At 70.4% G+C, this 22,559-nt stretch carries 20 protein-coding genes; 14 read left to right on the top strand and 6 right to left on the bottom strand.

Going from position 1 to position 22,559, the window contains the following annotated elements; translation table 11 throughout:
• Window positions 1-416 precede the first annotated feature (416 nt).
• On the top strand, window positions 417-1,820 hold the full coding sequence (locus EYA84_RS05485; protein ID WP_131051913.1) for a non-reducing end alpha-L-arabinofuranosidase family hydrolase: 1,404 nt from the start codon (window positions 417-419) through the stop codon (window positions 1,818-1,820).
• A 98-nt stretch (window positions 1,821-1,918) separates the two neighbouring features.
• Here the strand turns inward: EYA84_RS05485 and mgtE are convergent, their stop codons facing one another.
• Window positions 1,919-3,247 carry a magnesium transporter gene (gene mgtE, locus EYA84_RS05490; protein WP_131051914.1) on the bottom strand — a complete coding sequence of 443 codons (1,329 nt, stop codon included), beginning with the start codon at window positions 3,245-3,247 and terminating at the stop codon, window positions 1,919-1,921.
• A 454-nt stretch (window positions 3,248-3,701) separates the two neighbouring features.
• On the opposite strand from mgtE, the gene EYA84_RS05495 reads away from it, so the two are divergent.
• The 3 genes from EYA84_RS05495 (at window position 3,702) to EYA84_RS05505 (ending at window position 8,738) form a co-directional block, all read left to right on the top strand.
• Window positions 3,702-4,718, top strand: coding sequence for a TerC/Alx family metal homeostasis membrane protein (locus EYA84_RS05495; protein ID WP_131051915.1), 1,017 nt, complete (start codon window positions 3,702-3,704; stop codon window positions 4,716-4,718).
• An 82-nt stretch (window positions 4,719-4,800) separates the two neighbouring features.
• Window positions 4,801-6,921 carry an acyltransferase family protein gene (locus EYA84_RS05500; protein ID WP_131051916.1) on the top strand — a complete coding sequence of 707 codons (2,121 nt, stop codon included), beginning with the start codon at window positions 4,801-4,803 and terminating at the stop codon, window positions 6,919-6,921.
• Between the two features lie 611 nt (window positions 6,922-7,532).
• Window positions 7,533-8,738, top strand: coding sequence for an acyltransferase (locus tag EYA84_RS05505; protein ID WP_131051917.1), 1,206 nt, complete (start codon window positions 7,533-7,535; stop codon window positions 8,736-8,738).
• A gap of 92 nt (window positions 8,739-8,830) precedes the next feature.
• Here EYA84_RS05505 and EYA84_RS05510 read toward each other — a convergent pair whose 3' ends face one another.
• The gene (locus EYA84_RS05510) at window positions 8,831-9,439 is read right to left on the bottom strand and encodes an ABC transporter permease (protein ID WP_131051918.1); all 609 of its coding nucleotides are present in this window, start codon (window positions 9,437-9,439) and stop codon (window positions 8,831-8,833) included.
• A 26-nt stretch (window positions 9,440-9,465) separates the two neighbouring features.
• Window positions 9,466-10,431 (bottom strand): NAD-dependent epimerase/dehydratase family protein, encoded by a 966-nt coding sequence (locus EYA84_RS05515; RefSeq protein ID WP_131051919.1) that lies wholly within the window; start codon window positions 10,429-10,431, stop codon window positions 9,466-9,468.
• A gap of 111 nt (window positions 10,432-10,542) precedes the next feature.
• On the opposite strand from EYA84_RS05515, the gene EYA84_RS05520 reads away from it, so the two are divergent.
• Window positions 10,543-11,235, top strand: a complete 693-nt coding sequence (locus EYA84_RS05520; protein ID WP_131051920.1) for a TetR/AcrR family transcriptional regulator — start codon at window positions 10,543-10,545, stop codon at window positions 11,233-11,235.
• A gap of 164 nt (window positions 11,236-11,399) precedes the next feature.
• Window positions 11,400-12,962 carry a hypothetical protein gene (locus EYA84_RS05525; RefSeq protein WP_131051921.1) on the top strand — a complete coding sequence of 521 codons (1,563 nt, stop codon included), beginning with the start codon at window positions 11,400-11,402 and terminating at the stop codon, window positions 12,960-12,962.
• A 94-nt stretch (window positions 12,963-13,056) separates the two neighbouring features.
• Here the strand turns inward: EYA84_RS05525 and EYA84_RS05530 are convergent, their stop codons facing one another.
• Window positions 13,057-14,223, bottom strand: a complete 1,167-nt coding sequence (locus tag EYA84_RS05530) for a M14 family zinc carboxypeptidase (RefSeq protein WP_236145607.1) — start codon at window positions 14,221-14,223, stop codon at window positions 13,057-13,059.
• Window positions 14,224-14,583: 360 nt separating this feature from the next.
• Here EYA84_RS05530 and EYA84_RS05535 point away from each other — a divergent pair, with 360 nt between their 5' ends.
• Window positions 14,584-15,213, top strand: a complete 630-nt coding sequence (locus EYA84_RS05535) for an NTP transferase domain-containing protein (RefSeq protein WP_236145608.1) — start codon at window positions 14,584-14,586, stop codon at window positions 15,211-15,213.
• Between the two features lie 21 nt (window positions 15,214-15,234).
• Here the strand turns inward: EYA84_RS05535 and map are convergent, their stop codons facing one another.
• Window positions 15,235-16,002 (bottom strand): type I methionyl aminopeptidase, encoded by a 768-nt coding sequence (gene map / locus EYA84_RS05540; RefSeq protein ID WP_131051922.1) that lies wholly within the window; start codon window positions 16,000-16,002, stop codon window positions 15,235-15,237.
• 80 nt (window positions 16,003-16,082) lie between these two features.
• Here map and EYA84_RS05545 point away from each other — a divergent pair, with 80 nt between their 5' ends.
• Together EYA84_RS05545 and EYA84_RS05550 are read left to right on the top strand one after the other, a co-directional pair.
• Entirely contained in the window at window positions 16,083-16,355 is a 273-nt protein-coding gene (locus EYA84_RS05545; RefSeq protein WP_131051923.1) for a helix-turn-helix domain-containing protein, read from the top strand.
• 78 nt (window positions 16,356-16,433) lie between these two features.
• On the top strand, window positions 16,434-17,066 hold the full coding sequence (locus EYA84_RS05550) for a TOPRIM nucleotidyl transferase/hydrolase domain-containing protein (RefSeq protein WP_236145609.1): 633 nt from the start codon (window positions 16,434-16,436) through the stop codon (window positions 17,064-17,066).
• Here the strand turns inward: EYA84_RS05550 and EYA84_RS05555 are convergent.
• Complete coding sequence (locus EYA84_RS05555; protein WP_131051925.1) at window positions 17,018-17,539, bottom strand: hypothetical protein; 522 nt, start codon at window positions 17,537-17,539, stop codon at window positions 17,018-17,020. The genes EYA84_RS05550 and EYA84_RS05555 overlap by 49 nt on opposite strands.
• Before the next feature lie 223 nt (window positions 17,540-17,762).
• Here EYA84_RS05555 and EYA84_RS05560 point away from each other — a divergent pair, with 223 nt between their 5' ends.
• The 5 genes from EYA84_RS05560 (at window position 17,763) to EYA84_RS05580 (ending at window position 22,546) form a co-directional block, all read left to right on the top strand.
• Window positions 17,763-19,727, top strand: coding sequence for a metallophosphoesterase family protein (locus EYA84_RS05560; RefSeq protein ID WP_236145610.1), 1,965 nt, complete (start codon window positions 17,763-17,765; stop codon window positions 19,725-19,727).
• 109 nt (window positions 19,728-19,836) lie between these two features.
• On the top strand, window positions 19,837-20,469 hold the full coding sequence (locus EYA84_RS05565) for a hypothetical protein (protein ID WP_131051926.1): 633 nt from the start codon (window positions 19,837-19,839) through the stop codon (window positions 20,467-20,469).
• A gap of 64 nt (window positions 20,470-20,533) precedes the next feature.
• Window positions 20,534-21,187, top strand: a complete 654-nt coding sequence (locus tag EYA84_RS05570) for a hypothetical protein (protein WP_131051927.1) — start codon at window positions 20,534-20,536, stop codon at window positions 21,185-21,187.
• Window positions 21,184-21,948, top strand: coding sequence for a sulfite exporter TauE/SafE family protein (locus EYA84_RS05575; protein WP_131051928.1), 765 nt, complete (start codon window positions 21,184-21,186; stop codon window positions 21,946-21,948). The genes EYA84_RS05570 and EYA84_RS05575 overlap by 4 nt, the downstream gene beginning before the upstream one ends.
• Before the next feature lie 73 nt (window positions 21,949-22,021).
• On the top strand, window positions 22,022-22,546 hold the full coding sequence (locus tag EYA84_RS05580; RefSeq protein ID WP_201272303.1) for an alpha/beta hydrolase: 525 nt from the start codon (window positions 22,022-22,024) through the stop codon (window positions 22,544-22,546).
• Window positions 22,547-22,559 lie beyond the last annotated feature (13 nt).

The following is a 22,559-nucleotide window of genomic DNA, read 5'->3' on the forward strand; positions in this document are numbered from 1 at the left end:
GGCCAGCCAACGCCATCCGGCGGGGTGGCGACCGGCGAGGCGGGTCAGTGCGGCGACCGCCCGGCCGCCGGTCGCCAGCGTCGTCTGTCGGCACCGCGCGGCCAGTGCCGGCAGCGGCGACTCGGCGGTACCCAGTGCGATGTGTCGGTGCGGCAGTTCGGCCATGTGGCCATCCTGTTCGCGTCGACGCGTGGACACCTGAGCGCGCGAACCGGAGTGCGGTGAGTACGCGTACCCAGGCGTGGGTGGGCGTCTGCACCGGTCGCGGTGGGTGCGAAAACCCGAATGTATCCATCGCCGTCAAAGGTTGAGGCGTTGGGAGCGCTCCCGTAGCATCCCTGACACGTATGTTAACGCTCACCTAACAATGACCCTCGCAAATGCGTCGGTCTACTCCGTGCTGGGAAGGATGCTTTATGGCTAGATCCAGAATGGTCAATGCCAGTCTGGCGTCGGCCGGTGTGGCGATTCTGGCGACGTCGGCAGTGGCCGTCGTCGCACCGCCGGCCGGCGCCGCAGCGGCAGGTTGTTCGGTCACGTACTCCGTGGCGTCGCAGTGGCAGGGTGGATTCGGCGCCAACGTCTCGATCACGAATCTCGGTGATCCGTTGACCAGTTGGACGTTGACGTGGTCCTTCGGCGCCGGGCAGACGGTGACGCAGTCCTGGAACACCACGTTGACGCAGAGCGGTGCGGCGGTGACCGCGAGGAACGTGAGCTACAACGGCGCGATCCCGACCAGCGGATCGGTGTCGTTCGGGTTCAACGGCTCCTGGACGAGCAGCAACCCGGCGCCGACCAGCTTCGCCCTGAACGGGGTGGCCTGCAACGGCGGCACGACCCCGACGACCCCGCCGCCCAGCACGCCACCCCCGACCACGCCGCCCCCGACCACTCCGCCGCCGTCGGGTAACTGCTCGCTGCCCTCGTCGTACCGGTGGTCCTCGACCGGCGCGTTGGCGCAGCCGCGCTCGGGCTGGGTGTCGTTGAAGGACTTCACCCACGCCCCCTACAACGGCCAGCAGCTCGTCTACGCCACCACCCACGACACCGGCACCAGCTGGGGCTCGATGAACTTCGGCCTCTTCTCCAACTGGAACCAGATAGGCTCGGCCAGCCAGAACGCCATGCCGTTCTCCGCCGTCGCCCCCTCACTGTTCTACTTCGCACCCCGCAACGTCTGGGTCCTCGCCTACCAGTGGGGCGGCCCCGCCTTCTCCTACCGCACCTCCACCAACCCGGCGAACGTCAACAGTTGGGGACCGGCGCAGACCCTGTTCACCGGATCCATCTCCAACTCCGGCACCGGCCCCATCGACCAGGCCCTCATCGGCGACAGCCAGAACATGTACCTCTTCTTCGCCGGCGACAACGGCCGCATCTACCGGGCCAGCATGCCCATCGGCAACTTCCCCGGCAGCTTCGGCTCCAACTACACCACGATCATGACCGACACCACCAACAACCTCTTCGAAGGCGTACAGGTCTACAAGCTCGAAGGCGAGAACCGGTACCTCATGCTCGTCGAGGCCATCGGCTCCCAGGGCCGCTACTTCCGCTCCTTCACCGCCACCAGCCTGGGTGGCACCTGGACTCCGCAGGCGGCCACCGAGAGCAACCCGTTCGCGGGTAAGGCCAACAGCGGCGCCACCTGGACCAACGACATCAGCCACGGCGAACTGCTGCGCACCAACGCCGACCAGACGATGACCGTGAACGCCTGCAACCTGCAACTGCTCTACCAGGGCCGTTCACCCAACTCCGGCGGCGACTACGGCCTCCTGCCCTACCGCCCCGGACTGCTCACCCTGCAACGCTGATCACCCGGCAGCGCTGAACCACCGCCACACACCCGGCGGGCCTACGACAGGCCCGCCGGGTGCGGTCGGAGGACGGTTGCCGGCGCGAGCGGGGTCAGTCAGAACGTCAGGACGACGTGGGCGACGGCGAAGTAGATGATCAGCCCGGTGGCGTCGACGAGCGTGGTCACCATCGGCGCGGAGACGACCGCCGGGTCGATGCGGAGCCGCTTCGCCAGCACCGGCATGGTGGCGCCGACGGTGGCGGCCCAGGCGCAGATGATCACCAGAGAGATGCCGACGACCAGCGCGATCTCACCGCCGACCAGGACCACGCCGACGGCCAGGCCGACCGCTGCCAGCACCGCGCCGAGCAGCAGGCCGACCCGGGACTCCCGCCAGATCACCGCCGGCAGGTCCGAGCCGCGCAACTCGCCCAGCGCGAGAGCGCGTACGGCCGACGTGGTGGCCTGTGCACCCGCGTTCCCGCCGGTGCCCACGAGCAGCGGGATGAACAGGGCCAGCGCGGTGACCTGCGACAGGGTCGCCTCGAACGCCTGGAGCACGTTGACGGTGAGCACCGAGGCGACGATGAGCAGCAACAACCAGGGTGCCCGGGAACGCGCCAACCGCCAGACGCTGACCGCCATGTAGTGACCGGGCCAGGGTGCCGTGCCGGCCTGACGGGCCACGTCCTCGGTGTCGGCCGCCTCGATGATCTCCATCGCGTCGTCGATGGTGAGCAGGCCGACGAGACGGTCCTCGCTGTCCACGACCGGCAGGGCGAGGGTGTTGGTCTCCCGCATCAGGCGAGCGGCCTCCTCGGCCGGGTCGGTGGCGCGGGCCCGGAAGACGTGGGTGTCCACCAGGTCGGCCACGGGTACGTCAGCGTCACTCAGCACCAGGTCCCGCAGCTCCACGACGCCGACCAGGCGGCGGCCCGGGTCGACCACCGGCAACACGTACACGGTCTCGGCCTCGGCGCCCTTGCGCCGCACCACGTCGAGCGCTTCGGCGGCGGTGACCTGCCGGGGCAGCGCGACCGCCTCCGGCGTCATGATCTGCCCGACCGAGCCGGGCGGGTAACCGAGCAGTTCGGCGGTCATCTGCCGCTCGCGCGGCGACAGCCCGGCCAGGACGCGGCGGGCCACCTTGGCCGGCGCCTCGGTGAGCATGCGGGCCCGGTCGTCCGGGTCCATCTCCTCGACCAGCTCGTGGAACGCCTGGTCGCGCAGCCCCACCAGGATGCGCTGCTGGTCCACGGGGTCCAGTTCCTCGAAGACGGCGAGAGCCGGGTCCTTGTCGAGAAGCCGGAACGGCACCCCGGCGGCGACCGCGTCGAGTCGGGCGAGTTCGTCGGCGATCTCGTAGGGCGGTCTGCTGTCCAGCCACCCACGGATCATCTCGAGGTCGTTGCGGGCGACGAGCTGCTGCAACGTCCCGGTCATCCGATCACCTCCGTGGGTGGTGCTGGTTCGGTGCAAAGTTTCGTAGCTACCCGGCGGACGGGCCGAGTACGCCGACAGGCCGCCTGGCGTGGTCCAGGCCATACCGGTCGCCGCCGAACGCCCCGGCGGTGGGCGTGCCGGCGCTCGTGTCCGCCCTGTCCAGGCGAATCGCTGTCGGTGACGTGGGACGACGTCCTCGGTGATCTCCGCCACGGTCGTGCCCCGGGCGGTGCCGCCCACCTCGCACGGAGTGGGTGGGATCCCGCCGCACCGGCGCGCCGCGCGCCGACGCCTGGCGGCCCGGGGCGGCCTGTCCTAACCTTGGCCGTACGAGGGGAGTACTTCCCACGAACCATACCGGTCAGTACGGCGCACCCCGGGTGTGCCTCGGGTGGTTGCCCACGAACGGTGGGTGAAGGAGACCTCGAACATGCACGGTGTTCGAGGAAGGCCCATGCCCGAATTGTCTTACTCCGCCAGTGAACTCCACTCCGTAGGCACGCCGTTGCTCTGGACGGCGACGATCGTCGGGGTGCTGGCCCTGCTGGTGCTCGACTTCGCGGTCACCCACCGCCCGCACCGCGTGTCACTGAAGGAAGCGCTGGGCTGGTCGGCCTTCTACATCGCTCTGCCGTTGACCTTCGGTGCCTGGGTGTGGTCCGAGTTCGGCTCCGAGCCGGGCGTCCACTACCTGACCGGCTATCTGGTCGAGAAGTCGCTGTCGGTGGACAACCTGTTCGTCTTCATGCTGCTGCTGGCGGCGTTCGCGGTGCCGACCGAGCTGGCGCAGCGGGTGCTGCTCTTCGGCATCACCGGGGCGCTGGTGCTGCGGAGCATTTTCATCGCGTTGGGCGCGGCGGCGTTGCAGACGCTGGACTTCGCATTTCTGATCTTCGCGTTGATCCTGTTGTTCACCGCCGCGAAGCTGCTGCGCGACGCGTTCACCGGGCACGAGCAGACGGTGGACATCGGGAACATGCGGTCGGTGCGGCTGCTGCGTCGGTTCATGCCGGTGGTGCGGGAGTACCACGGCACCAAGATGGTCGTGCGGGTGGACGGTCGGCGTGCGCTCACGCCGCTGGCCCTGGTGGTGGTGGCGGTCTTCGCCGCCGATGCGGTCTTCGCGGTGGACTCGGTCCCGGCGGTCTACGGCATCACCGAGGACCCGTACCTGGTCTTCGCCACCAACGCCTTCGCGCTGCTGGGTCTGCGGGCGCTCTACTTCGTGCTGCACGCCGCGCTGAGCCGCCTGGTCCACCTCAGCTACGGCCTCGCCGTGATCCTGGCGTTCATCGGCGTCAAACTCGGTCTGCACTGGGCGCACGGCGTCTGGGAAGGCGTGCCGGAGATCCCGACGCTGGCGTCGTTGCTGGTCATCATCGGTGTGCTGACGGTCGTGACGATCACCAGCCTGCGTGCCACCCGCAACGTGGTGCCGGGCTCCAAGGAGGTCGTCACCGAACGGCAGTGAGCCCCAGGCGCCGTAGCTGGTCCAGCTAAAACGGTCAAAAGCCCCATTATTGCCTTTATGCTCCGCCCCGAGAGGGGTGGAGATGACACGAGTAGGGGAACGAGCCGGGCCGATCCTGTCGGGCCGGTTCCGCGAGGACATCGAAGGGCTGCGGGGCCTCGCGCTCGTCCTGGTGCTCGTCGGGCATGCCGGGGTGGCCGCGCTGCCGGGCGCCTTCGTCGCCGTCGACGTCTTCTTCGTCATCTCCGGCTTCCTGATCACCGGGCTGCTCGTCGACGAACTGCGCCGGACCGGCGGGATCTCGATCACCGCCTTCTACGTCCGGCGCGCCAAGCGGCTGCTGCCCGCCGCCAGCGTCGTCGTCGTGGCGAGCCTGCTGCTCACGTACCTCTTCCTGCCGCCGATCCGGTGGTCCGAGACCGCCCGGGACGCCCTGGCCAGCGCCGTCTACGCGATGAACTGGCGGCTGGTCGAGCAGTCGACCGACTACCTGCGGTCGGAGGAGGCTCCGAGCATCCTCCAGCACTTCTGGTCACTGGCGGTGGAGGAACAGTTCTATCTGCTCTGGCCGCTGCTCCTGCTGGCCGCCGTGGCGCTCGGGCGTCGACGGACGCAGTCGATCGAGGCGCGGTCGCCGGTGGACGTCCGTGGGCGGCACCGTCGACGGTTCTTCGCCGACCGGACGTCCACCCCGGTGCTCGTGGCGATCGCCCTGGTCGGCGTACCGTCGCTGGCCTGGTCGGTGTACCTGAGCCAGGCCGAGCCCGCGCGGGCGTACCTGGTCACCACCACCCGGATGTGGGAACTGGCGCTGGGTGGCGCGCTGGCGATCCTGAGCGGCCACCTCTCCCGGCTGTCCCGTCCGACCGCGGTCACGCTCGGCTGGGCCGGCATGCTCATGATCGCTCTCGGTGCCGTGCTGATCGGGCCGGACGCGGCCTATCCGGGACACCTCGCACTGCTGCCCACGCTCGGCGCGGTGGCGGTCATCGCGGCCGGTCCGGGTGCCGGGCGGTACGGTCCCGCGCTGCTGCTGGAGATGCGGATGACACGAGCGGTGGGGGTGGTCTCGTACTCCTGGTATCTCTGGCACTGGCCCTTGCTGGTCGTGGCGGAGGCGCGCTGGGGTCCGTTGGGGACCGGTGCCGGGCTGGCGATGATCGTCTGCTCCGCAGTTCCGGCGGTGCTGACCCACTACCTGGTGGAGAACCCGTTCCGGTACGCACAGTTCTCCCCGGCCCGCACCCTGCGGATGGGGCTGGCCGCCACCAGCCTGACCGTCCTGGCCGGCATCGGCCTGAGTCTCGCGGTCCGGCCACCGACCGCCCCGGGTCCTCCGCACCTCGCCGGTGCGGGTCAGACGTCACCGGGCGGGGACCCGGCGCTGGTGGACCGCTTCGCCCGGATCACGCCCGACCCGCTGGCCGCCCGCGACGACCTGCCCGACGTCTATCGGGACGACTGTGTCACGCAGGCGCAGGAGTCGCGCCTGCGCACGTGCGTCTACGGCGACCGGGACTCGCGGGTCGAGGTCGCGCTGGCCGGCGACTCGCACGCGGCGCACTGGGTGCCGGCGTTGCAGCAGGTCGCGTCGGAGCGCGGGTGGCGCCTGGTCACCTACATCAAGACCGCCTGCTCGCTGATGACCGCCCCGACGGTCGTCGGCGGACGAGTCGACGAGAGCTGTACGGAGTGGAACCGCGAACTGCGGACGGCGCTCACGGGTGAGCGACGGCCCCGGCTGCTGATCGTCTCCAGTGTGACCCAGATACCGCTGGTGGCCGGCAGTACGCCGGCACCCGGGCCGTCGACGGCCGACGCGCAGACGGAGGCGCTGACACGGACCTGGTCGGAGCTGACCGGGGCGGGCATACCGCTGGTGGTCATCCGGGACACCCCGGCGTTCAGGGTGGACATGGCCGAGTGCGTCTCCGCCAACCGGGAACGCCTCAGCGCCTGCGCCCAGCCTCGGCAGCCCGCACTCGTCTGGGGCGTACCGCAGGAGCGGGCTGCGGCTGCGGTGGCGCAGGTGCATCTGGCCGACCTCAACGACGCGATCTGTCCGAGCGAGCGCTGTCCCGCCGTGATCGACGGGGTGCTCGTCTATCGAGACGCGCACCATCTGACCGCCACGTACGCGCGCCGTCTCGCGCCACGACTGGACGACTTCCTGGTGAGGCACACCGCGCGGCACCTGTCGTGACCCTCACGGCGGATTCAGCCTTCCGGGCTACCTGGGGCATTTAGTCCTTCTTGTCCGATTTGGCGGTGCCATGCTGAGCCGCGTACGAGAAGTCGAACGTCGTGGGCGGTCCCGCACCTGGTCGGCACCCGACCGGTGGGCACGGGACGACCTCTGATCTCGCCGTCTCCTCGTGGACCCGAGGAGTACGACACGAGCCGGCCGATTCCGGACAGCATCCGGGTACCCGCCGCCGAGGTCGCCACCCCGCGTTCGGGCTCCGCCCGGAGGTGACCCGCGCCTGCGCCGGTCCGTCGACCGGCGGGGCACTGTGGACGGTGGTCGACGGTCTGCTCGGACATCTGCCCAGCGGCGGTCGTGGTGCGAGTCGACCACGACCGCCGCTGGCGGCCGTGGTGCGGCCTGCTCCGCAGGCCCGCTGCCCGCCGGTCGGCCCGGCCGTCCGCCGACGTCAGCCCGGTCGTCCGACGACCCGGTGAAACGGTGCAGAGTGGACAAATCATGAAAATCGAAATATAAGGATTAAGAATGCCGATACTGCATGTGTCACATGCGGTGGTCGGCACGACGACTCGACCACCGTCCGGATTGGTCCTCAAGGGAGTCCTCACGTGCAGGCGTGGTTCAACGAAGGGCGCTCGCCGACGCTGCAAGACAGATACTCGGCCCGGCACAACGCGTTCGGCGCGCTGCGCCTGGCGATGGCGTGCGGTGTGATCATCGCCCACTCCGGGCCGATCGGGTTCGGGGTGGGAAACCTCGGCACGGGCCTCTTCGCGGGGCAGAGCGACATCGGCACGATGTCCCTCTACGGCTTCTTCCTGATCTCCGGGTTCCTCATCACCGACAGCGCGTTGCGCTCGTCCCTGCCGCAGTACATCCGCGCCCGCGCGCTGCGGGTGCTTCCCGGCCTGTGGGTCTGCCTGCTGGTCACGGCCTTCGTCATCGCGCCGCTGGTGGCGATCTACGAGAACGGCAGCCTCGACGGCTTCTGGGGACACCCGGAGGGCCCGTTCGACTACGTCACCACGAACGTCCTCGCGTCGATGGAGCAGTTCCCGATCTCCGGCCTGCTCGCCGACACCCCGTACGGGCGGCTCGGCGGAGGTCCGAGCGCGTTCGACGGCTCGCTCTGGACCCTCCGGTACGACCTGGCGTTCTACGGCGTGGTGGCCCTGCTGATGATGACCGCGGTCCTGCGCCGGTCGCCGCGTGCCGTCCTGCTGTTGACGGTCATCTGCTACGCGCTGGTCCTGTGGGACTTCCTGAACGGACCGACCATCACCGCACGCCCGCCGCAGCACGGCGCGATCGGCCCGTTCCCGCTGATCGGTGCCTTCGCCGCCGACTGGACGCTGATGCTCGGCTTCCTCTTCCTGCTCGGTACGGCCGCACGTCTCTACGCACACCGCATCCCGGTCAACGGCGTGTGGGCCGCACTGGCCGGCGTCGTGCTGACCGGCTCGCTGCTCAAGGGCGGCTTCTTCGCCGTCGGCCTGCCGGCCTTCGCCTACGTGGTGCTCTACGCCGCGGTGGCGCTGCCGAAGCAGCTGTCCAGGATCAGCCGACGGCACGACTACACCTACGGCCTCTACATCTACGGCTTCCCGGTGCAGCAGGTCATCGCCCTGGTCGGCGGCGCCGAGTTCGGGGTGTTCGGCTACACCGTGCTGAGCCTGCTCGGCACCTTGGCGTTCGCCGTACCCTCCTGGCACCTGGTGGAACGTCCCGCCCTGCGGTTCAAGACCGAGAGCGTGCGCGCCCGTAGTCGCGTCGACCGCGACGCGGAGACCCGGCAGACCCTGCCGGTCTCCTGACGGTAGGAAGGGCTCCGGCCGCGCCGGGAACAGCGAGAAGCGGTGGTCCTCAGACCACCGCTTCTCGCGTCTCGGTGTGGTGCGGGAGCAGCTCAGCGGTACGCGGCGAGCCGACGGCCCTCCAGGACGGTGGCGACGACGTACGCGCCGCCGCCGGCGACGGTGAGGACCCAGAAGGGACCCGGCGTACCGAGGAACAGCGCCGCCGTGCCCACCAGCGCGAGCCAGCTTCCGAGCAGGTAGTGCAGGACGTTGCGGCGGGCGGCACCCTCGGCCAGGTAGATCAGGCCCACCACGAACGCCGAACCGGTGGGCCAGAGGACGGTCTGCAACTCGGGCCGCTCGACGGTGCTCGTCAGACCGGTGATGGCGAGGAAGAGAGCGGTGAAACCGACGGCCCAGGCGGCACCGAGCAGCTTTCCGGTGAGGGCCTCGGCACCGGAGACGTCCCGCTGGGCCCGCGTGGCGGCCACGGTGGCGGCGACCGAGCCGGCCACGATGCCGGCGGCCAACAGGGTCATCGGTAACCAGCCGGGTAGGTCCACCAGCGGATCGGTACCGGAGGAGACGGCGGCGGCACCGTGTCCGAGCAGATAGGCGAGGGCGAAGCCGGCGTACGCGAGGCGGTTGTCGACCTGGCCTGCGGCACGGCGGGTGCCGCTGTCGAGGACGACGGTGGGCGCGATGGTGACGGTGGACATGGTGAACCTCCGATGCGGTGTCGTCGTCAGGCGGCGGTCGGGAAGGGCGCAGCGGTGCCGGCGCTCGTACCCGGTGCCTCGCGCAGCAGCGTGATCGCCTCGCGCAGCGCCTCGTCGATGGGCTGGGGACGCAGCCCGAACGTGGTGGTGGCGGCCGAGGAGTCAAGCACGAACGGCCGCGCGAACTGGTACGCCGTGGTCTGGAACTCGCGCAGCATCGGGGCGAAGAGACCGGCGGCCCGGAAGACCGGTGCGGGAATGCTGGTGAGCTTCGGCGCGGGCACCCCGGCCAGCTCGGTGAGGCGGGTGGTGAGCTGCCGGATCGTCATCGGCGCCGCACTGGGCACGTGCCAGGGACGGTTCCAGGCCCGCTCGTCGGTGGCGGCGGTGACCAGCATGGCCGCCACGTCGTTGATCGAGGTCCAGGTGTGCGGCACGTCGAGCGGGGCGGGGACGACGGCACGGCGTCCGGCGAGCAGCGGCTGACCGAGGAAGAGGGTGAGGATCGACTGCGCCTGGATGTAGTCGCTGGCGCGTACCTCGGTCACGGCGTGCAGGCGCCCGGCGCGCTGGGCGGCGAGGGCGTCGCGCCACATGTCGGCGCGCATCCGTAGCTTGGGATGCGTGGCGGCGAGCGGAGTCTGTTCGGTCATCGGCCCGCTGACCTCGCCGTACCCGTAGAGGCAGCCGGCGATCACCAGTGGCGCGCCGGACCGCTCGGCGGCGGTGAGCAGCGCGTCGGCCATCGGCGGCCAGTCGGTGAGCCAGCGGTGGTAGGCCGGATTGAGGCAGTTGTAGACGGCGGTGGCGCCCTGCGCGAGCTCGCTGAGCCGGTCGGCGTCCGTGGCGTCGGCGGCGATCCGCTCGATCCGGGCGTGGATCGGGCCCCGCCCGGACCGGCTGACGATCCGGACCTGCTCGCCACGCGTGGCGAGCAGTCGCGCGGTGGTCGAGCCGACCATGCCGGCGCCGACGATCAGGTGAACGGCCATCGAAGTCTCCCCTCGTCTTGAGAGCAGTGCTCTCTGTCGAGACCAATGCTCACCCATGACGACGGCTTTCGTCAAGAGCAGTGCTCTCGAATGTGTGCGACACTCTCTGGCATGCCTGCCGCCACCATCCGGGCCAGGGCCCGAGCCGAGATGATCAACGAGATCAAGACGATCGCCCGCCGCCACCTCGCCGCAGAGGGGGCGAACCTGTCCCTGCGTGCCGTCGCCCGGGACATGGGGATGGTCTCCTCGGCGATCTACCGCTACTTCCCGAGCCGCGACGAGCTGCTCACCGCGCTGATCCTCGACGGCTACCAGGCACTCGGCGACGCGGCCGAGGGGGCCGACGCCGAGGTCACCGCCCGCACCGACCTGCGCGGCCGATGGCTCGCCGTCTGTCATGCGGTACGCCGCTGGGCGCTGGCCCACCCGGCCGAGTACGCCCTGCTGTTCGGCAGTCCGGTCCCCGGGTACGCCGCACCGCAGGAGACCATCGTGGCGGCGTCCCGGACCCCGACCACCCTGATCCGGATCCTGCTCGACGGCTTCACGGCCGGCGTCCTGGCCGATCCGGGCCCGGACGAACTGCCCGTTCCGGTCCACGCCGACTTCGCCGCCGTGCGGGATCGACTCTTCGCCGGGCTGCCCGAAACCCTGCTGGCCAGGGGCTCCGTCGGCTGGATCCACTGCTTCGGCGCCGTCAGCTTCGAACTCTTCGGCCAGCTCGACGGCCTGATCACCGCACGGGACGAGTACTTCGACCACCAGATGCGCCGGATGGCCGACCTGATCGGCCTGCCCTGACACGGCTGTCGGGGGGACGGTGCGGTCGGCGAATGTGATCTAGCATCAGCTTTCCCGCCGTTGTCGTACTGCGGGATCGGCTTCCACTCACGGGAGTTCCTGGATTGTTCTCCACTCTCATCGGGGCCGCCTCCGGCCCCGGATCGTCCTCGCGTGTCCGCGTCATGGCCCGGGCCGCCGTAGCGTCGGCCCTGGTGCCGGCGCTGCTGCTCGGTGCCGGCGCACCTGCGGTCGCGGCCACCAACACGCTGACCGTCACCACGCTGGACCGCAACGGCAAGAAGGTCACCGTCACCACGACCGTGGTCAACCTCGCCACCAACGAGCGCCGTTCGGTCACGTCCAACAAGGCCAAGAAACTGCCGAAGGGCACCTACGCGGTGCTCGCCTCGATCCGCACCGGGGAGACCTCGACCCTCGGTGCCCGCACGGTCAAGGTCTCCGGGGCCAGCAAGACCACGGTGGACGCCCGCAAGGGCAAGCGGGTCTCACTCGGCCTCAGCCCGGCGATCGACACGGCCGGGCGGGAGATCCGGACGATGGCCCGGATCTGCACCGTAGGCAAGTCCTCGTACGAGCACGTGGGGGCCGCCGACCTCGGCGGCGGGCTGTACGTCGTGCCCAACTCGTCGAAGCGGCTGGCCTTCGCCGCCATGCGGTCCTGGGTCGACCACAGCGGCGCGTCACCCCACTACGTGGTCAAGTACCGCACGACCGGCGTTCCGAGCAGCCCGACCCGGACCTTCGCGCAGTCCTCGCTCGGCACGGTCGACGTGGAGAGCCGGCGCGGTCCGTCGGCGGGAACTCTCAGCAACCTGGCGGTGCAGCCGGCCGACCGTGCCTGCGGCGACGAGATGTACGGACTTCTGTTCGACACCGAACAGCCGTACCGGACGAAGCTTCACCTGTCGGCCGGCAAGTGGTACGTCAGGGCGCACGCCCGTGCTGAGGCGAAGGACGGTTCCGCACCGGTCGTCGGCAGCTACCTCGTCCCACGTACGGTCAGCGCGGGCAAGTCGCAGACCGTGCGGTTCTTCCGGTCCGCCTGGGGGCCGTCCACCCGGCTGCCGCAGATCAACTACGGCTGGCTGTCGTACTCGCTGAACGACATGTTCGCCGACCCGGGCTTCCCGCGTGACAGCGTCGAGGGCGGTGACAAGGCGACCGCGATGCTGAAGTTCGGCGGCAAGACGGTCAAGACCAAGAAGGACAGGGGCTGGGAGTCGGAAATGACCAGCCTTGAGTACAAGGTCAAGAAGAGCGGGTGGTACACGCTCACCAACGACGCGAGCCGGTACTACCCGGAGATCACCTTCCCGGCCGGGATGCTGTCGCCGAAGACCAGCGTCACGTACCGGTTCAAGGCGAAGCCGAACACCTCGGTGACCGCGCCCGTCTACGCGCTCACCATGCTGCCCACCGGGCTCGACCTGCACAACCGGGCCAAGGCCGGCGGCAGCACGAACGTCCAGTTGAAGCTGAGCCGCCCCAAGGCCGGTCCGGACGCCAAGCTGGGCAAGAACCCGAAGGTGAAGACGGTCACCGCCAAGGCGTCCTTCGACGGCGGCAAGACCTGGCGCTCGGTGTCGGTCAAGAAGATCGACGGCGTCTGGACCGCCCAGGTGGGTAACCCGACGTCCGGCGCGGTCTCGCTGCGGGCGCGGGTCACCGACACCATCGGCGGCTACACCGACGTGACGATCATCCGGGCGTACGCGATCGGCTGACGCTCCGGCCGTGACGACGACGGGCCCCCTTCCCGACCGGGAAGGGGGCCCGCTCGGTGACCGGATGCGCTCGGTCACCGATCTGTGGTGATGCCTACCAGTACTTCGGCAGCTCGTAGAAGTCGTCGCCGTTCAGGCTGTCGACCGACCGGTCCGCCATCCGCTCGGCGATGCCGACGATGCCGGCCTCGACGGCTTTGGTCAGCTGACCCTTCTGCTTCTGGCCCCAGGCGTGGGACTGGCCGCGCACCTCGAACAGGACGCTCGCGCTGCCGTTGAGGGCGAACGCCGACCGGGCCTGCCCGGCGTAGTCGCGGTCGAAGCTGTAGCCGTCCGACACCTGGTAGTGGACGTACTGGCTGACCCCACCGAAGAACGGCGAGCCCGTACCGGAGCCGTTGCCCGCGTGCTGCATCATGCCGAGGGCGGCGGCCAGCGTGTGCCGACGGGAGGCGTCCTGGTCGAGCAGCGGCCAGTCGGCGTACCTCGGGTTGCCGTCGACCTCCGAACCGAGCGGCGGGAAGTCCAGCGCCACCGTGACGTACTGGTCGGTCCCGATGTTCTCGTTGCACGGGCCCATGTGGTGCAGGTCGACGTAGGCGTGGACCTTGCCGAACTCGTCGCGCAGGTTGACGTAGAGGTCACGCAGGGCACGGGACTCGTTGGTCAGGTACATGCCGGGCAGCGTCTCGTTGGAGGGCCGCGTCGCGGGCGAGGGCTCGGCCGTCAGGTCCGCGCTGAAGTCCCGGTTGACGTCGAAGCCCCGCGCGCCGTTGCTGTAGTAGTACGGCGCGTTCGTGCCGGCAAGCTGCGGGAACTTCTCGACCACCTCGGTCCACGGGAAGTCGTTCTGCCGACGGTTCAGCTCCGCACCGTCGGGGTTGAACTTCGGAACGGCGACGATCGTCAGGTTGTCCCGGATCATCTTGGCCTGCGGGCTCCCACTGGACCCGAGGGTCTTGAGCATCTGGAGCAGGGCCTCGGTGCCGGTCTTCTCGTTGCCGTGGATCTCGCTCGTGATCAGGAGTACGCGGTCACCGGTGCCGACCCGCGCGGTGTAGATGTCCCGGCCCCGGTGGGACGTGCCGATGACGTCGACGGCGACCCGGCCGTTGCTGGTCGCCTCGATCTGGTCGAGGCGCTTGCCGAGCTGCTCGTAGTCGGTCCAACCGGAGTCGGATCGATTACCGGGGAGATTGCCGCAGTTGGCGTTCACGTTCTCCGCCGACGAAGACGGCGCGAACAGGGTTACGGCACACATTGTTGCGACAGTTGTCGACACCAAAAGGCGACGATGCATCAGACCTCCTACATCTGTATGAATTCGGCTGCGCGGTGCGTCGATCCGGGCGTTCTCCGGGCGGCTTTCACCTCATTTTCCAGTCATCGCGGGCCACGTATCGCCTGCTGGCAGGCGTTCGGCGAAGGGGCCCTGCCGATCGGATGAGGCAAAACTAAAGGCGTTGGTTAATGTGCATCGGTGTCGACCTGCGTTTTGAGGAAACTTTGAGGTTCGTGGTGGTCCGCGCGTACTGCGGCGGCTGCCCCGGAGCTATTCGAAATCGGTCCGCCGCGCAATGGCGGCGCTGGAAACACGTCCGACCGGTGTTAACGTCGGCGGGTGGACGTGACGCATCCCGGGCCGGGTGCCCCGGTCGCCGGGCTGGTGCTCGCGGCGGGCGCGGGCCGACGCTACGGGCGACCGAAGGCGCTGGTGGAGGTGCACGGCCGGCTGCTGGTGGAGCGTGCGGTGGCCACCCTGCGTGCCGACGGGTGCGACTCGGTGAGCGTGGTGCTCGGTGCCGACGCGGAGTCGGTGGGTGCTCGGGCCGATCTGACCGGGGCGGCGGTGGTCGTCAATCCGGACTGGGCCGGCGGGATGGGGTCGTCCCTGCGTACCGGTCTCGCCGCGGTGATGCCTACCCCGGCGGTGGCCGCGCTGGTGCTCCTGGTCGACATGCCGGGCATCACCCCCGAGGCGGTACGCCGGCTCGTCGGTCTCGCCGCCCCGCAGGTGCTCGCGATGGCGGGCTACCAGACCGGGCGCGGTCATCCGGTCCTGCTCGGCCGGGCACACTGGGTGGGCGTCGCCGCCTCGGCCGTCGGTGACGTGGGTGCCCGTCCCTACCTGCGCGAACGAGTCGAGCAGATCCGGGTCGTACCCGTCGGCGACGTGGCCGACGGCGGTGACATCGACACCGAGGCCGACCGGGTCAGGTTCCTCGCCGCCGGGGAGGCGGCGAGCGCCTGACGTCGCGTGCGGATGCCGCTCTCAGAGGGCGGTGAGGATCACCGGCCCGTCGTCGGTGACCGCGATGGTGTGCTCCCAGTGTGCGGCCCGGCTGCCGTCGGCGGACCGGAGCGTCCAGCCGTCCCGGTCCACCCGGTACTTGTCGTTACCACCGGCGATGAACATCGGTTCGAGCGCGAGGACCAGTCCCGGCCGAAGCCGCAGGCCCCGGCCGGGCTTGCCCTCGTTGGGCACGAACGGGTCCTCGTGCATGGCGCGACCGATCCCGTGGCCGCCGTGGTTCTCCATCAGGCCGAATCCGCACGACCGCCCGACGGTGCCGATGGCGTGGGCGATGTCGCCCATCCGGGCGCCGGGCGTGGCGGCGGCGATGCCGGCGTGCAGGGCGCGGCGGGTCTCGTCGACGAGCCTCTGGTCGTCCGGGTCGGCGGTGCCGACGATGAAGGTCACCGCCGAGTCGCCGTGCAGCCCGTCGATGTACGCGCCGCAGTCGACGCTCAGCACGTCCCCCTCGGCGAGCCGGTACGACGTGGGGATGCCGTGCACCACCGCGTCGTTGACCGAGGTGCAGACGACCGCCGGGTAGGGGCCGGGGGCCGACCGGGGGTGGTAGTGCAGGAACGAGGGCTTCGCCCCGGCCTCTCTGATCACCGTGGCGGCTATCTCGTCCAACTCCCGCAGCGACGTCCCGACCGTGGCCGCCGCCTGGGTCGCGGCCAGCGCCGTCGCCACCACCCGTCCGGCCTCGCGCATCACGGCGATCTCGCCCGGGGTCTTCAACTCGACCATCTCTACCTCTTCGTCGTTCGTGCGGGCGGGGCGGTGTGCTCCCGGCCCTGGTATTTTAATACCAGGATTACTATAGCCACATGGTGCGTACCCCGATGACCGAGGACGAGCGGGCCCGTGGCCTGGCGCTGGGACGCCTGCTCCAGCAGGCACGTGGCGGCCGGAGCGCCGCCGCCGTCGCCCTCCAGGCCGGCATCTCGCTGGACACGCTGCGCAAGATCGAGCGCGGGGCGATCGCCTCGCCCGCCTACTTCACCGTCGCCGCCCTGGCCAGGGTGCTCGGGCTCTCCCTGGACGACCTGGCGACCCGGCTCGCCGAGCCGTCTCCGGCCACCGGGCGACTCGCCTCCTGACCCCCGGCCCCGCGCGGTAACTCGCTGGGCCCTCCGGGCGCAGGTCGGCATGATGGTGCCGAGGGTCAGGAGGTGCGGGTGAAGATCCCGATCGACACCCTGGGTGACGCCCGCGCCGTGCTGCTGGTCGAGGGCGCCAGCGACCAGGCGGCCGTGCAGGCGCTCGCCCTCCGTCGCGGTCGGGACCTGGCCGCCGAGGGCGTACGGGTGCTGCCGATGGGCGGGATCACCAACATCGGGCATCACCTGGTCCTGCTCGGCCCGCAGGGACGCGGACTACGGCTGGCCGGCCTCTACGACGTCGCCGAGGAGGGCTTCGTCCAGCGCGGGCTCGACCGGGCCGGCATCGCCACCGCCGCCTCCACCGCCCGGATCGCCGAACTCGGGTTCCACGTCTGCGTACGGGACCTGGAGGACGAGTTGATCCGGGCCGTCGGCACCGACGGGGTGCAGGAGTTCCTGGACGCCGTCGGGGACCTGCGATCCTTCCGGCTGTTCCAGCGACAGCCCGCGCAGCAGGGACGGGAGTTGACCGCCCAACTGCACCGGTTCGTCGGCACCCGGTCCGGCCGCAAGGAGGCGTACGCCCGGCTCATGGTGCAGGCGCTCGACCTGGACCGGATGCCACGCCCGCTGGACGCGGTGCTCGACTCGGTCTCCGCTCACCACCTGGGCAGCAACGAGCCGGGCAGCCTGCCGCCGGGCCGGTAGGCCACGCACATCACGTCCCGGTCGCCGCCGGCCCAGGTCTCCTCGGTCGGCAGGACCGGATAGAAGCGCAGGTCCCGATCCTGCCCGTCGGGCCAGGTGCGGGTGAACAGGTCCCGGCAGGCGCGCCAGGCGAACTCACCCAACGCGGTCGGTGCCCAGTCCGCGTCGTCGTCGGCGTGCACGAACCCGTACGTCTGGTTGTCCGCCGTCGACGCGCACGGCCGGTAGCGGACGACCACCTCGCCGGCCTCCGGCAGGTGCACCGGGTCGTCGAAGCACTCGCCACCCTCGATGTCGAGTACTCCCGGGGTCTGCGCACTGATGAAGTGTTCGTCCTTGACCACGACGGCGGCCGGGGCGGAACTGCCGACCAGCGCGCCGAGCAGGACCGCCGTGCAGAGCAGGGCAGCGACGGTACGCAGGCGACGGCCGGTCCGGTCGGGGTGGGGCGGGGCACTGTGCTGATCGGTCATAACGCGGCCGAGCGTACGAAGGGGACGCTGAACGCAGGCGGAACATCGGTGTCGGGCGGATGGCCGGCGGGCCAACAGTTGCTGGTCACGGCGGCCTCGCGGCCACTGTTCACCCGCTCGAAAGGATCTTGTTGCCGCCCGGTCGGGCACGACTGCGCGAATGGCCACGGCGCGCCGGCAGGTGACGGACGACCGGCGCCGCCGTCCGCCTCCTCATTGAAGGGTGACCAGAGTCGTGACCGACCAGAAGGCTCCCTGGCGCAGCGGAGCGCGCCGGACCAAGATCGTGGCGATCGGTGCCGCGGCCCTGATCGCCGGTGGTGTGGCGATCAGCCCCTCCGCCTTCGGCGACGCCCCGCCGCCCAAGCATCCCGCCGCTGAGATCCATAAGCCCTCCCCCGTACCGGACCGCATCATCCTGACCCCGACCACCACACCGTCCACCTCGCAGCGCGTCACCTGGCGGGCCGAAGCGCCGGCCGAGTGGGCCCGCGCCGAGATCCTCGAAGCACCACGGGCCCTGGGTGACGTCGTACCGCCCACCGGCGCGGTGACCCGCCTCTCCGCGCTGGCCAGCACGGCGGTCAACACCTCGCTCGGGTACGCCTCGACCTACCACACCGTCGAGTTCACCGGCCTCACGCCGAACACCCGGTACACCTACCGCGTCGGCGACGGCAGCAACTGGAGCGAGTGGATCGACTTCACCACCGCCGCCGCCGACTTCGCGCCGTTCTCCTTCATCTACTACGGCGACGCCCAGAACTACATCGACTCGGCCGTGCCCCGCGTCTTCCGGCAGGCGTTCGCCGACCGGCCGAAGGCCAAGGCGATCGTCAACGCCGGTGACCTCATCGACCACGCCAACAGCGAGGAGCAGTGGGGCCAGTGGTACAAGGCCAGCGGCTTCATCGACGGCCAGATCAACAACATCTCGGTCCCGGGTAACCACGAGTACAGCGGCGGGCTGTCGCAGTTCTGGCGGCCGCAGTTCCCGTACCCGGACAACGGGCCGGGTAACCCGGAGCTCAAGCAGACCGTCTACTCCCTCGACTACCAGGGCGTGCGCTTCGTCGCCCTGGACTCCAACCACCAGAGCAACGCCGCCCTGATGGCCGCGCAGACCGCCTGGCTGGAGGGAGTCCTCAAGGACAACCCGAACAAGTGGACGGTGGTGACCTTCCACCACCCCGTCTACTCGACCACCGGCAGCCGCAACAACGCCCAGGTCCGCAACCAGTGGGGCCCGCTGTTCGAGAAGTACGGCGTCGACCTGGTGCTCCAGGGCCACGACCACTCGTACGGCCGGGGCAACGTGGCCACGAACCGTCGCTCCGCCGCCGTCCACGACGGCACGGTCTACGCGGTGTCCGTCTCCGGCGGCAAGATGTACCAGCTCAACAACGGGCAGAACTGGACCGGCAACGGTGCCGAGGTGACCAGCACCAGCCAGAACACCCAGCTCTACCAGCTCATCGACGTCGAGCAGGGCACGCTGCGCTACGAGTCGCGCTACGCCAACGGGCAGCACCACGACGGGTTCCTGATCCGCAAGAACGACCAGGGCGAGCGGACCGTCAACGAGCTGCGTACGCCGCAGAACACGGTCGGGCAGCAGGTCACGGTCGACAGGACCACGGTCGACGTGAAGGGCACGGTCGCGGTCTCCGCGTACGGCTACGACCCGGCCGAGAAGGTCGCCGTCCACCTGCGCGCTGCCGGCAGCACCGGTGACACCGGCCGGGACGAGGACCGCGTCGCCACCGTGACCGCCGACGAGCTGGGTCGGGTCACCTATGCGCTGACCGTGCCGACCAGCGCCAACGCGGGCAGCGCGTACGAGGTGTTCCTGACCAGCAAGAACCAGAAGATCACCAGCCCGGCCATCTCGGTGACCGGCTGGAAGGTCGACGTCCAGGCCCGCGCCCACTGCGTCGGCACCACCGCGCACGTATCGGTCACCGCCCGCAACGCCGACGCCGGTCCGCTGGACGTCGAGCTGGTGACGCCGTACGGCTCGCGGAAGGTCTCCGACGTCGCTCCCGGCAAGTCCGCCAGCCAGGCGTTCACCAGCCGGGCCAGGTCCGTGCCGGCCGGTACCGCCACGGTCAAGGTCACCGGAACGGTCGACGGCGACCCGGTGACGATGCGGGTCGAGGTGCCGTTCGACGCGGCGAGCTGCGACTAGTCGACCTCGGTGGCGGCGTCCTCCCCGGCGCCGCCACCCTCTCCCGGCCGGGCGAATCCGTCCGGCGAAGCCATCAGTTCCGCCCCAGCGAAGATCGACGGAGTAACGGATGAACACATGGAATCGTGAGCGGCTGCTCGCGGCGGTCGCCGCCGGTGCGCTGCTGGCCGGGTCGGTGGCGCTGGCGTCACCGGCGCTGGCCGAGCCCGGCACCAGCGGCGACGTGTCGGTGACGGTCGACATCGAGGAGATCGTGGAGCCGGGTGTGCTGGCGATGTCGATCGCGGGTGACTCGGTGGCGTTGACCGAGGACGGGTCGACGTTGCTGGTGCGGCAGTTCGTGGGCGGTCTGCCGACGGTGACGGTGACCGACACCCGGACCGCCGACGAGGTGCCCTCGGGTGCGGCGTGGGCGGTGCTCGGTAGTGCCACCGACTTCACCGGAGCCGACGGTCAGGAGCCGATCGGCGCCGGGCACCTGGGCTGGAAGCCGCGCCTGGTCGACGGCGGCGACACCGGTCTGGTCAGCGAGGGTGAAGAGGTCGTCACTGTGCTGGACGAGCCGACGCAGCCCGGCAACAACGTCGGCCTCACCGACCAGGAGCTGCTGGTCTCCACGTTCGACTCGGGTGCGGTCGCCGGTGGCGCGTACTCGGTCGACGCCGACCTGTTCCTGCGCACCCCGGCCGACGTCGCCGCCGGCGCGTACACCTCGACTCTGACCCTGTCCCTGTTCGAATGACCGCCGCCGGCCGTGGGGGCCGCGCGGGCGGAACCCCACGGCCCGGCGTGTTCCGGAGCGTTCCATGAATCACCGCTGCATCACGGGTGCGCTGCTGGCCGGCACGGCGACCCTGGCCGTCGTCACCGGCGGCGGCGTGCCCGCCGCCGCCCATCCCTTCGGGCCGCCCACGACGGCCCAGGTCGCCGTGGACGGTTCCCGGGTCGACCTGTCCTGGCAACCCGCCGAGGACGACTGGGTCGCGCTCGGCCAGTCGCTCGGCGCGTTCGAGGACCCCAGCACCGGCCCGGTCGCCACCCAGGTGACCGGCGAGCAGAAGCTCCGCGACTCCACCGCCGTCCAGGACTACCTGCGCGAGCGGATCACGGTCAGCCAGCAGGGCCAGGTGTGCCGCGCGGAACTCCAGCCGCTGGACGCCCTGCTCGCGCAGGGAGCCCGGCTGCGCTTCGACTGTCCGGCCCCGGTCACCGCGCTCGACATCACGGTGACCGCGCTGACCGACCTCAACCAGGCGTACCGCACGGTGCTGCGGGCCGAGTCGGCGACACCGGCCGAGGCGCTGTTCACCGCCACCGACGGCACCCACCGGGTCGACTTCACCCGTTCGGGCGGCCGATCCGCCCCGGCCGCCGCGCTGGCCGTCGGCGTGGTCGCCGCCGGTGGGCTCGGTGTGCTGCTCGTTGCCCTGACCCGACGACGTGACCGGAGTACGCAATGAACGACCTCAACGGGCTCGACGAGCGTCTGGTCGCCCTCTTCGACAACGCGGCCCTGTTCTGGGTCGCCCTGGTCGTGGCGGTCGGTGTCGGCGCCGCGCACGCGGTGGCACCCGGGCACGGCAAGAGCATCACCGCCGCGTACCTGGTCGGTACGCACGGCCGCTACCGGGACGCGCTCCGGCTCGGTGTGATCGTCGCGGTGATGCACACCTTCTCCGTCCTGGTGCTGGCACTGCTCTGGACCGGGTTGAGCGGCGTCGCCGAGATCGGCACCAGGACCCTCACCGCCGCACTCCAGGTGCTGGCCGGGCTCGTGGTGATCGGTGTCGGCGCGCACCTGATCCGACGTCATCTCGCCAAGCGGGGGCACCACCACCATCATCACCACCACGGCGAGGAACACCACCATCACCACGAACAGCCGGTCGACCCGTGGTCGCGGCGGGGACTGATCGCACTCGGGCTCTCCGGTGGGCTGCTGCCCTCGCCGTCGGCCTTCCTGATCCTGGTCAGCGGACTACTGACCGGCCGTTCCGTGGGCGCAGTGGTGATCGTGCTCGGGTTCGGCGCCGGGATGGCGCTGACCCTCACCGGCGTCGGCGTACTCACCATCCGCGGTCAGGCGTTGATCGCCGGGCGGGCCGGTCGGGGCGCGCTGATGGCCGGCCTGGCCGCCTGGATGCCGGCGATCGCCGGTGCGGCGGTCTGCCTCGGCGGGTGCCTCTACGTGGCGGCGGCCGTCTCGGCCCTCGCCGCCTGACCCGACGGTCTCGACCGTCAACGCCGTCGAAACTGGACTGACACGGCGGGTACGCGGGGTTACCGTCGGCCGCGTGACCCGCCACCTGCTCGTGCCGGGACGAGGAACGCCGCGACCCGAGCACTGGATGAACTGGCTCGCCGGCCGACACCCGGACTACCGGTGGGCACCCGAGCCGCCCGGCCCGCCGCTCGTCCTGCGGGACCGGGTGGCGGCGCTGCACGAGGCCGTGCACGCCTCGACCGAGCCCGTCGTGCTCGTCGCGCACAGCGCCGGGTGCGTCAGCACCGTCGTGTGGGCGGCCGCGCACACCGGACCGGTCGTCGGCGCACTGCTGGTCACCCCGCCGGTCATCGACGGGTACGAGCCGGACGAGCCGGGGGATCTGCCCTGGATCGTGCCCCGCACCCCGCTGCCGTTCCCGTCGGTCCTGGTCGCCAGCCGGACCGACCCGTACACCACCTTCGCCCAGTTCACCGGGTACGCCGAGGACTGGGGCGCGGACCTGGTCGACGCGGGGGAGGTCGGGCACCTCGACAGTGCGGCGGGGTTCGGCCCCTGGCCCGAAGGGGAGCGGCTGATCGCCCGCCTCGGCTGAGCGGGGCTGCGTA

This window comes from Verrucosispora sp. SN26_14.1 (assembly GCF_004307965.1).
Taxonomy (GTDB): domain Bacteria; phylum Actinomycetota; class Actinomycetes; order Mycobacteriales; family Micromonosporaceae; genus Micromonospora.

Excerpts from the sequence above, each read along its gene's own strand:
- EYA84_RS05495 (WP_131051915.1), top strand. The coding sequence starts at position 3,702 with ATGCCCGAATTGTCTTACTCCGCCAGTGAACTCCACTCCGTAGGCACG.
- EYA84_RS05565 (WP_131051926.1), top strand. The coding sequence starts at position 19,837 with ATGAACACATGGAATCGTGAGCGGCTGCTCGCGGCGGTCGCCGCCGGT.
- mgtE (WP_131051914.1), bottom strand. The coding sequence starts at position 3,247 with ATGACCGGGACGTTGCAGCAGCTCGTCGCCCGCAACGACCTCGAGATG.
- EYA84_RS05570 (WP_131051927.1), top strand. The coding sequence starts at position 20,534 with ATGAATCACCGCTGCATCACGGGTGCGCTGCTGGCCGGCACGGCGACC.
- EYA84_RS05555 (WP_131051925.1), bottom strand. The coding sequence starts at position 17,539 with ATGACCGATCAGCACAGTGCCCCGCCCCACCCCGACCGGACCGGCCGT.
- EYA84_RS05500 (WP_131051916.1), top strand. The coding sequence starts at position 4,801 with ATGACACGAGTAGGGGAACGAGCCGGGCCGATCCTGTCGGGCCGGTTC.
- map (WP_131051922.1), bottom strand. The coding sequence starts at position 16,002 with ATGGTCGAGTTGAAGACCCCGGGCGAGATCGCCGTGATGCGCGAGGCC.
- EYA84_RS05575 (WP_131051928.1), top strand. The coding sequence starts at position 21,184 with ATGAACGACCTCAACGGGCTCGACGAGCGTCTGGTCGCCCTCTTCGAC.
- EYA84_RS05510 (WP_131051918.1), bottom strand. The coding sequence starts at position 9,439 with ATGTCCACCGTCACCATCGCGCCCACCGTCGTCCTCGACAGCGGCACC.
- EYA84_RS05515 (WP_131051919.1), bottom strand. The coding sequence starts at position 10,431 with ATGGCCGTTCACCTGATCGTCGGCGCCGGCATGGTCGGCTCGACCACC.
- EYA84_RS05525 (WP_131051921.1), top strand. The coding sequence starts at position 11,400 with ATGGCCCGGGCCGCCGTAGCGTCGGCCCTGGTGCCGGCGCTGCTGCTC.
- EYA84_RS05520 (WP_131051920.1), top strand. The coding sequence starts at position 10,543 with ATGCCTGCCGCCACCATCCGGGCCAGGGCCCGAGCCGAGATGATCAAC.
- EYA84_RS05485 (WP_131051913.1), top strand. The coding sequence starts at position 417 with ATGGCTAGATCCAGAATGGTCAATGCCAGTCTGGCGTCGGCCGGTGTG.
- EYA84_RS05545 (WP_131051923.1), top strand. The coding sequence starts at position 16,083 with ATGGTGCGTACCCCGATGACCGAGGACGAGCGGGCCCGTGGCCTGGCG.
- EYA84_RS05530 (WP_236145607.1), bottom strand. The coding sequence starts at position 14,223 with ATGTGTGCCGTAACCCTGTTCGCGCCGTCTTCGTCGGCGGAGAACGTG.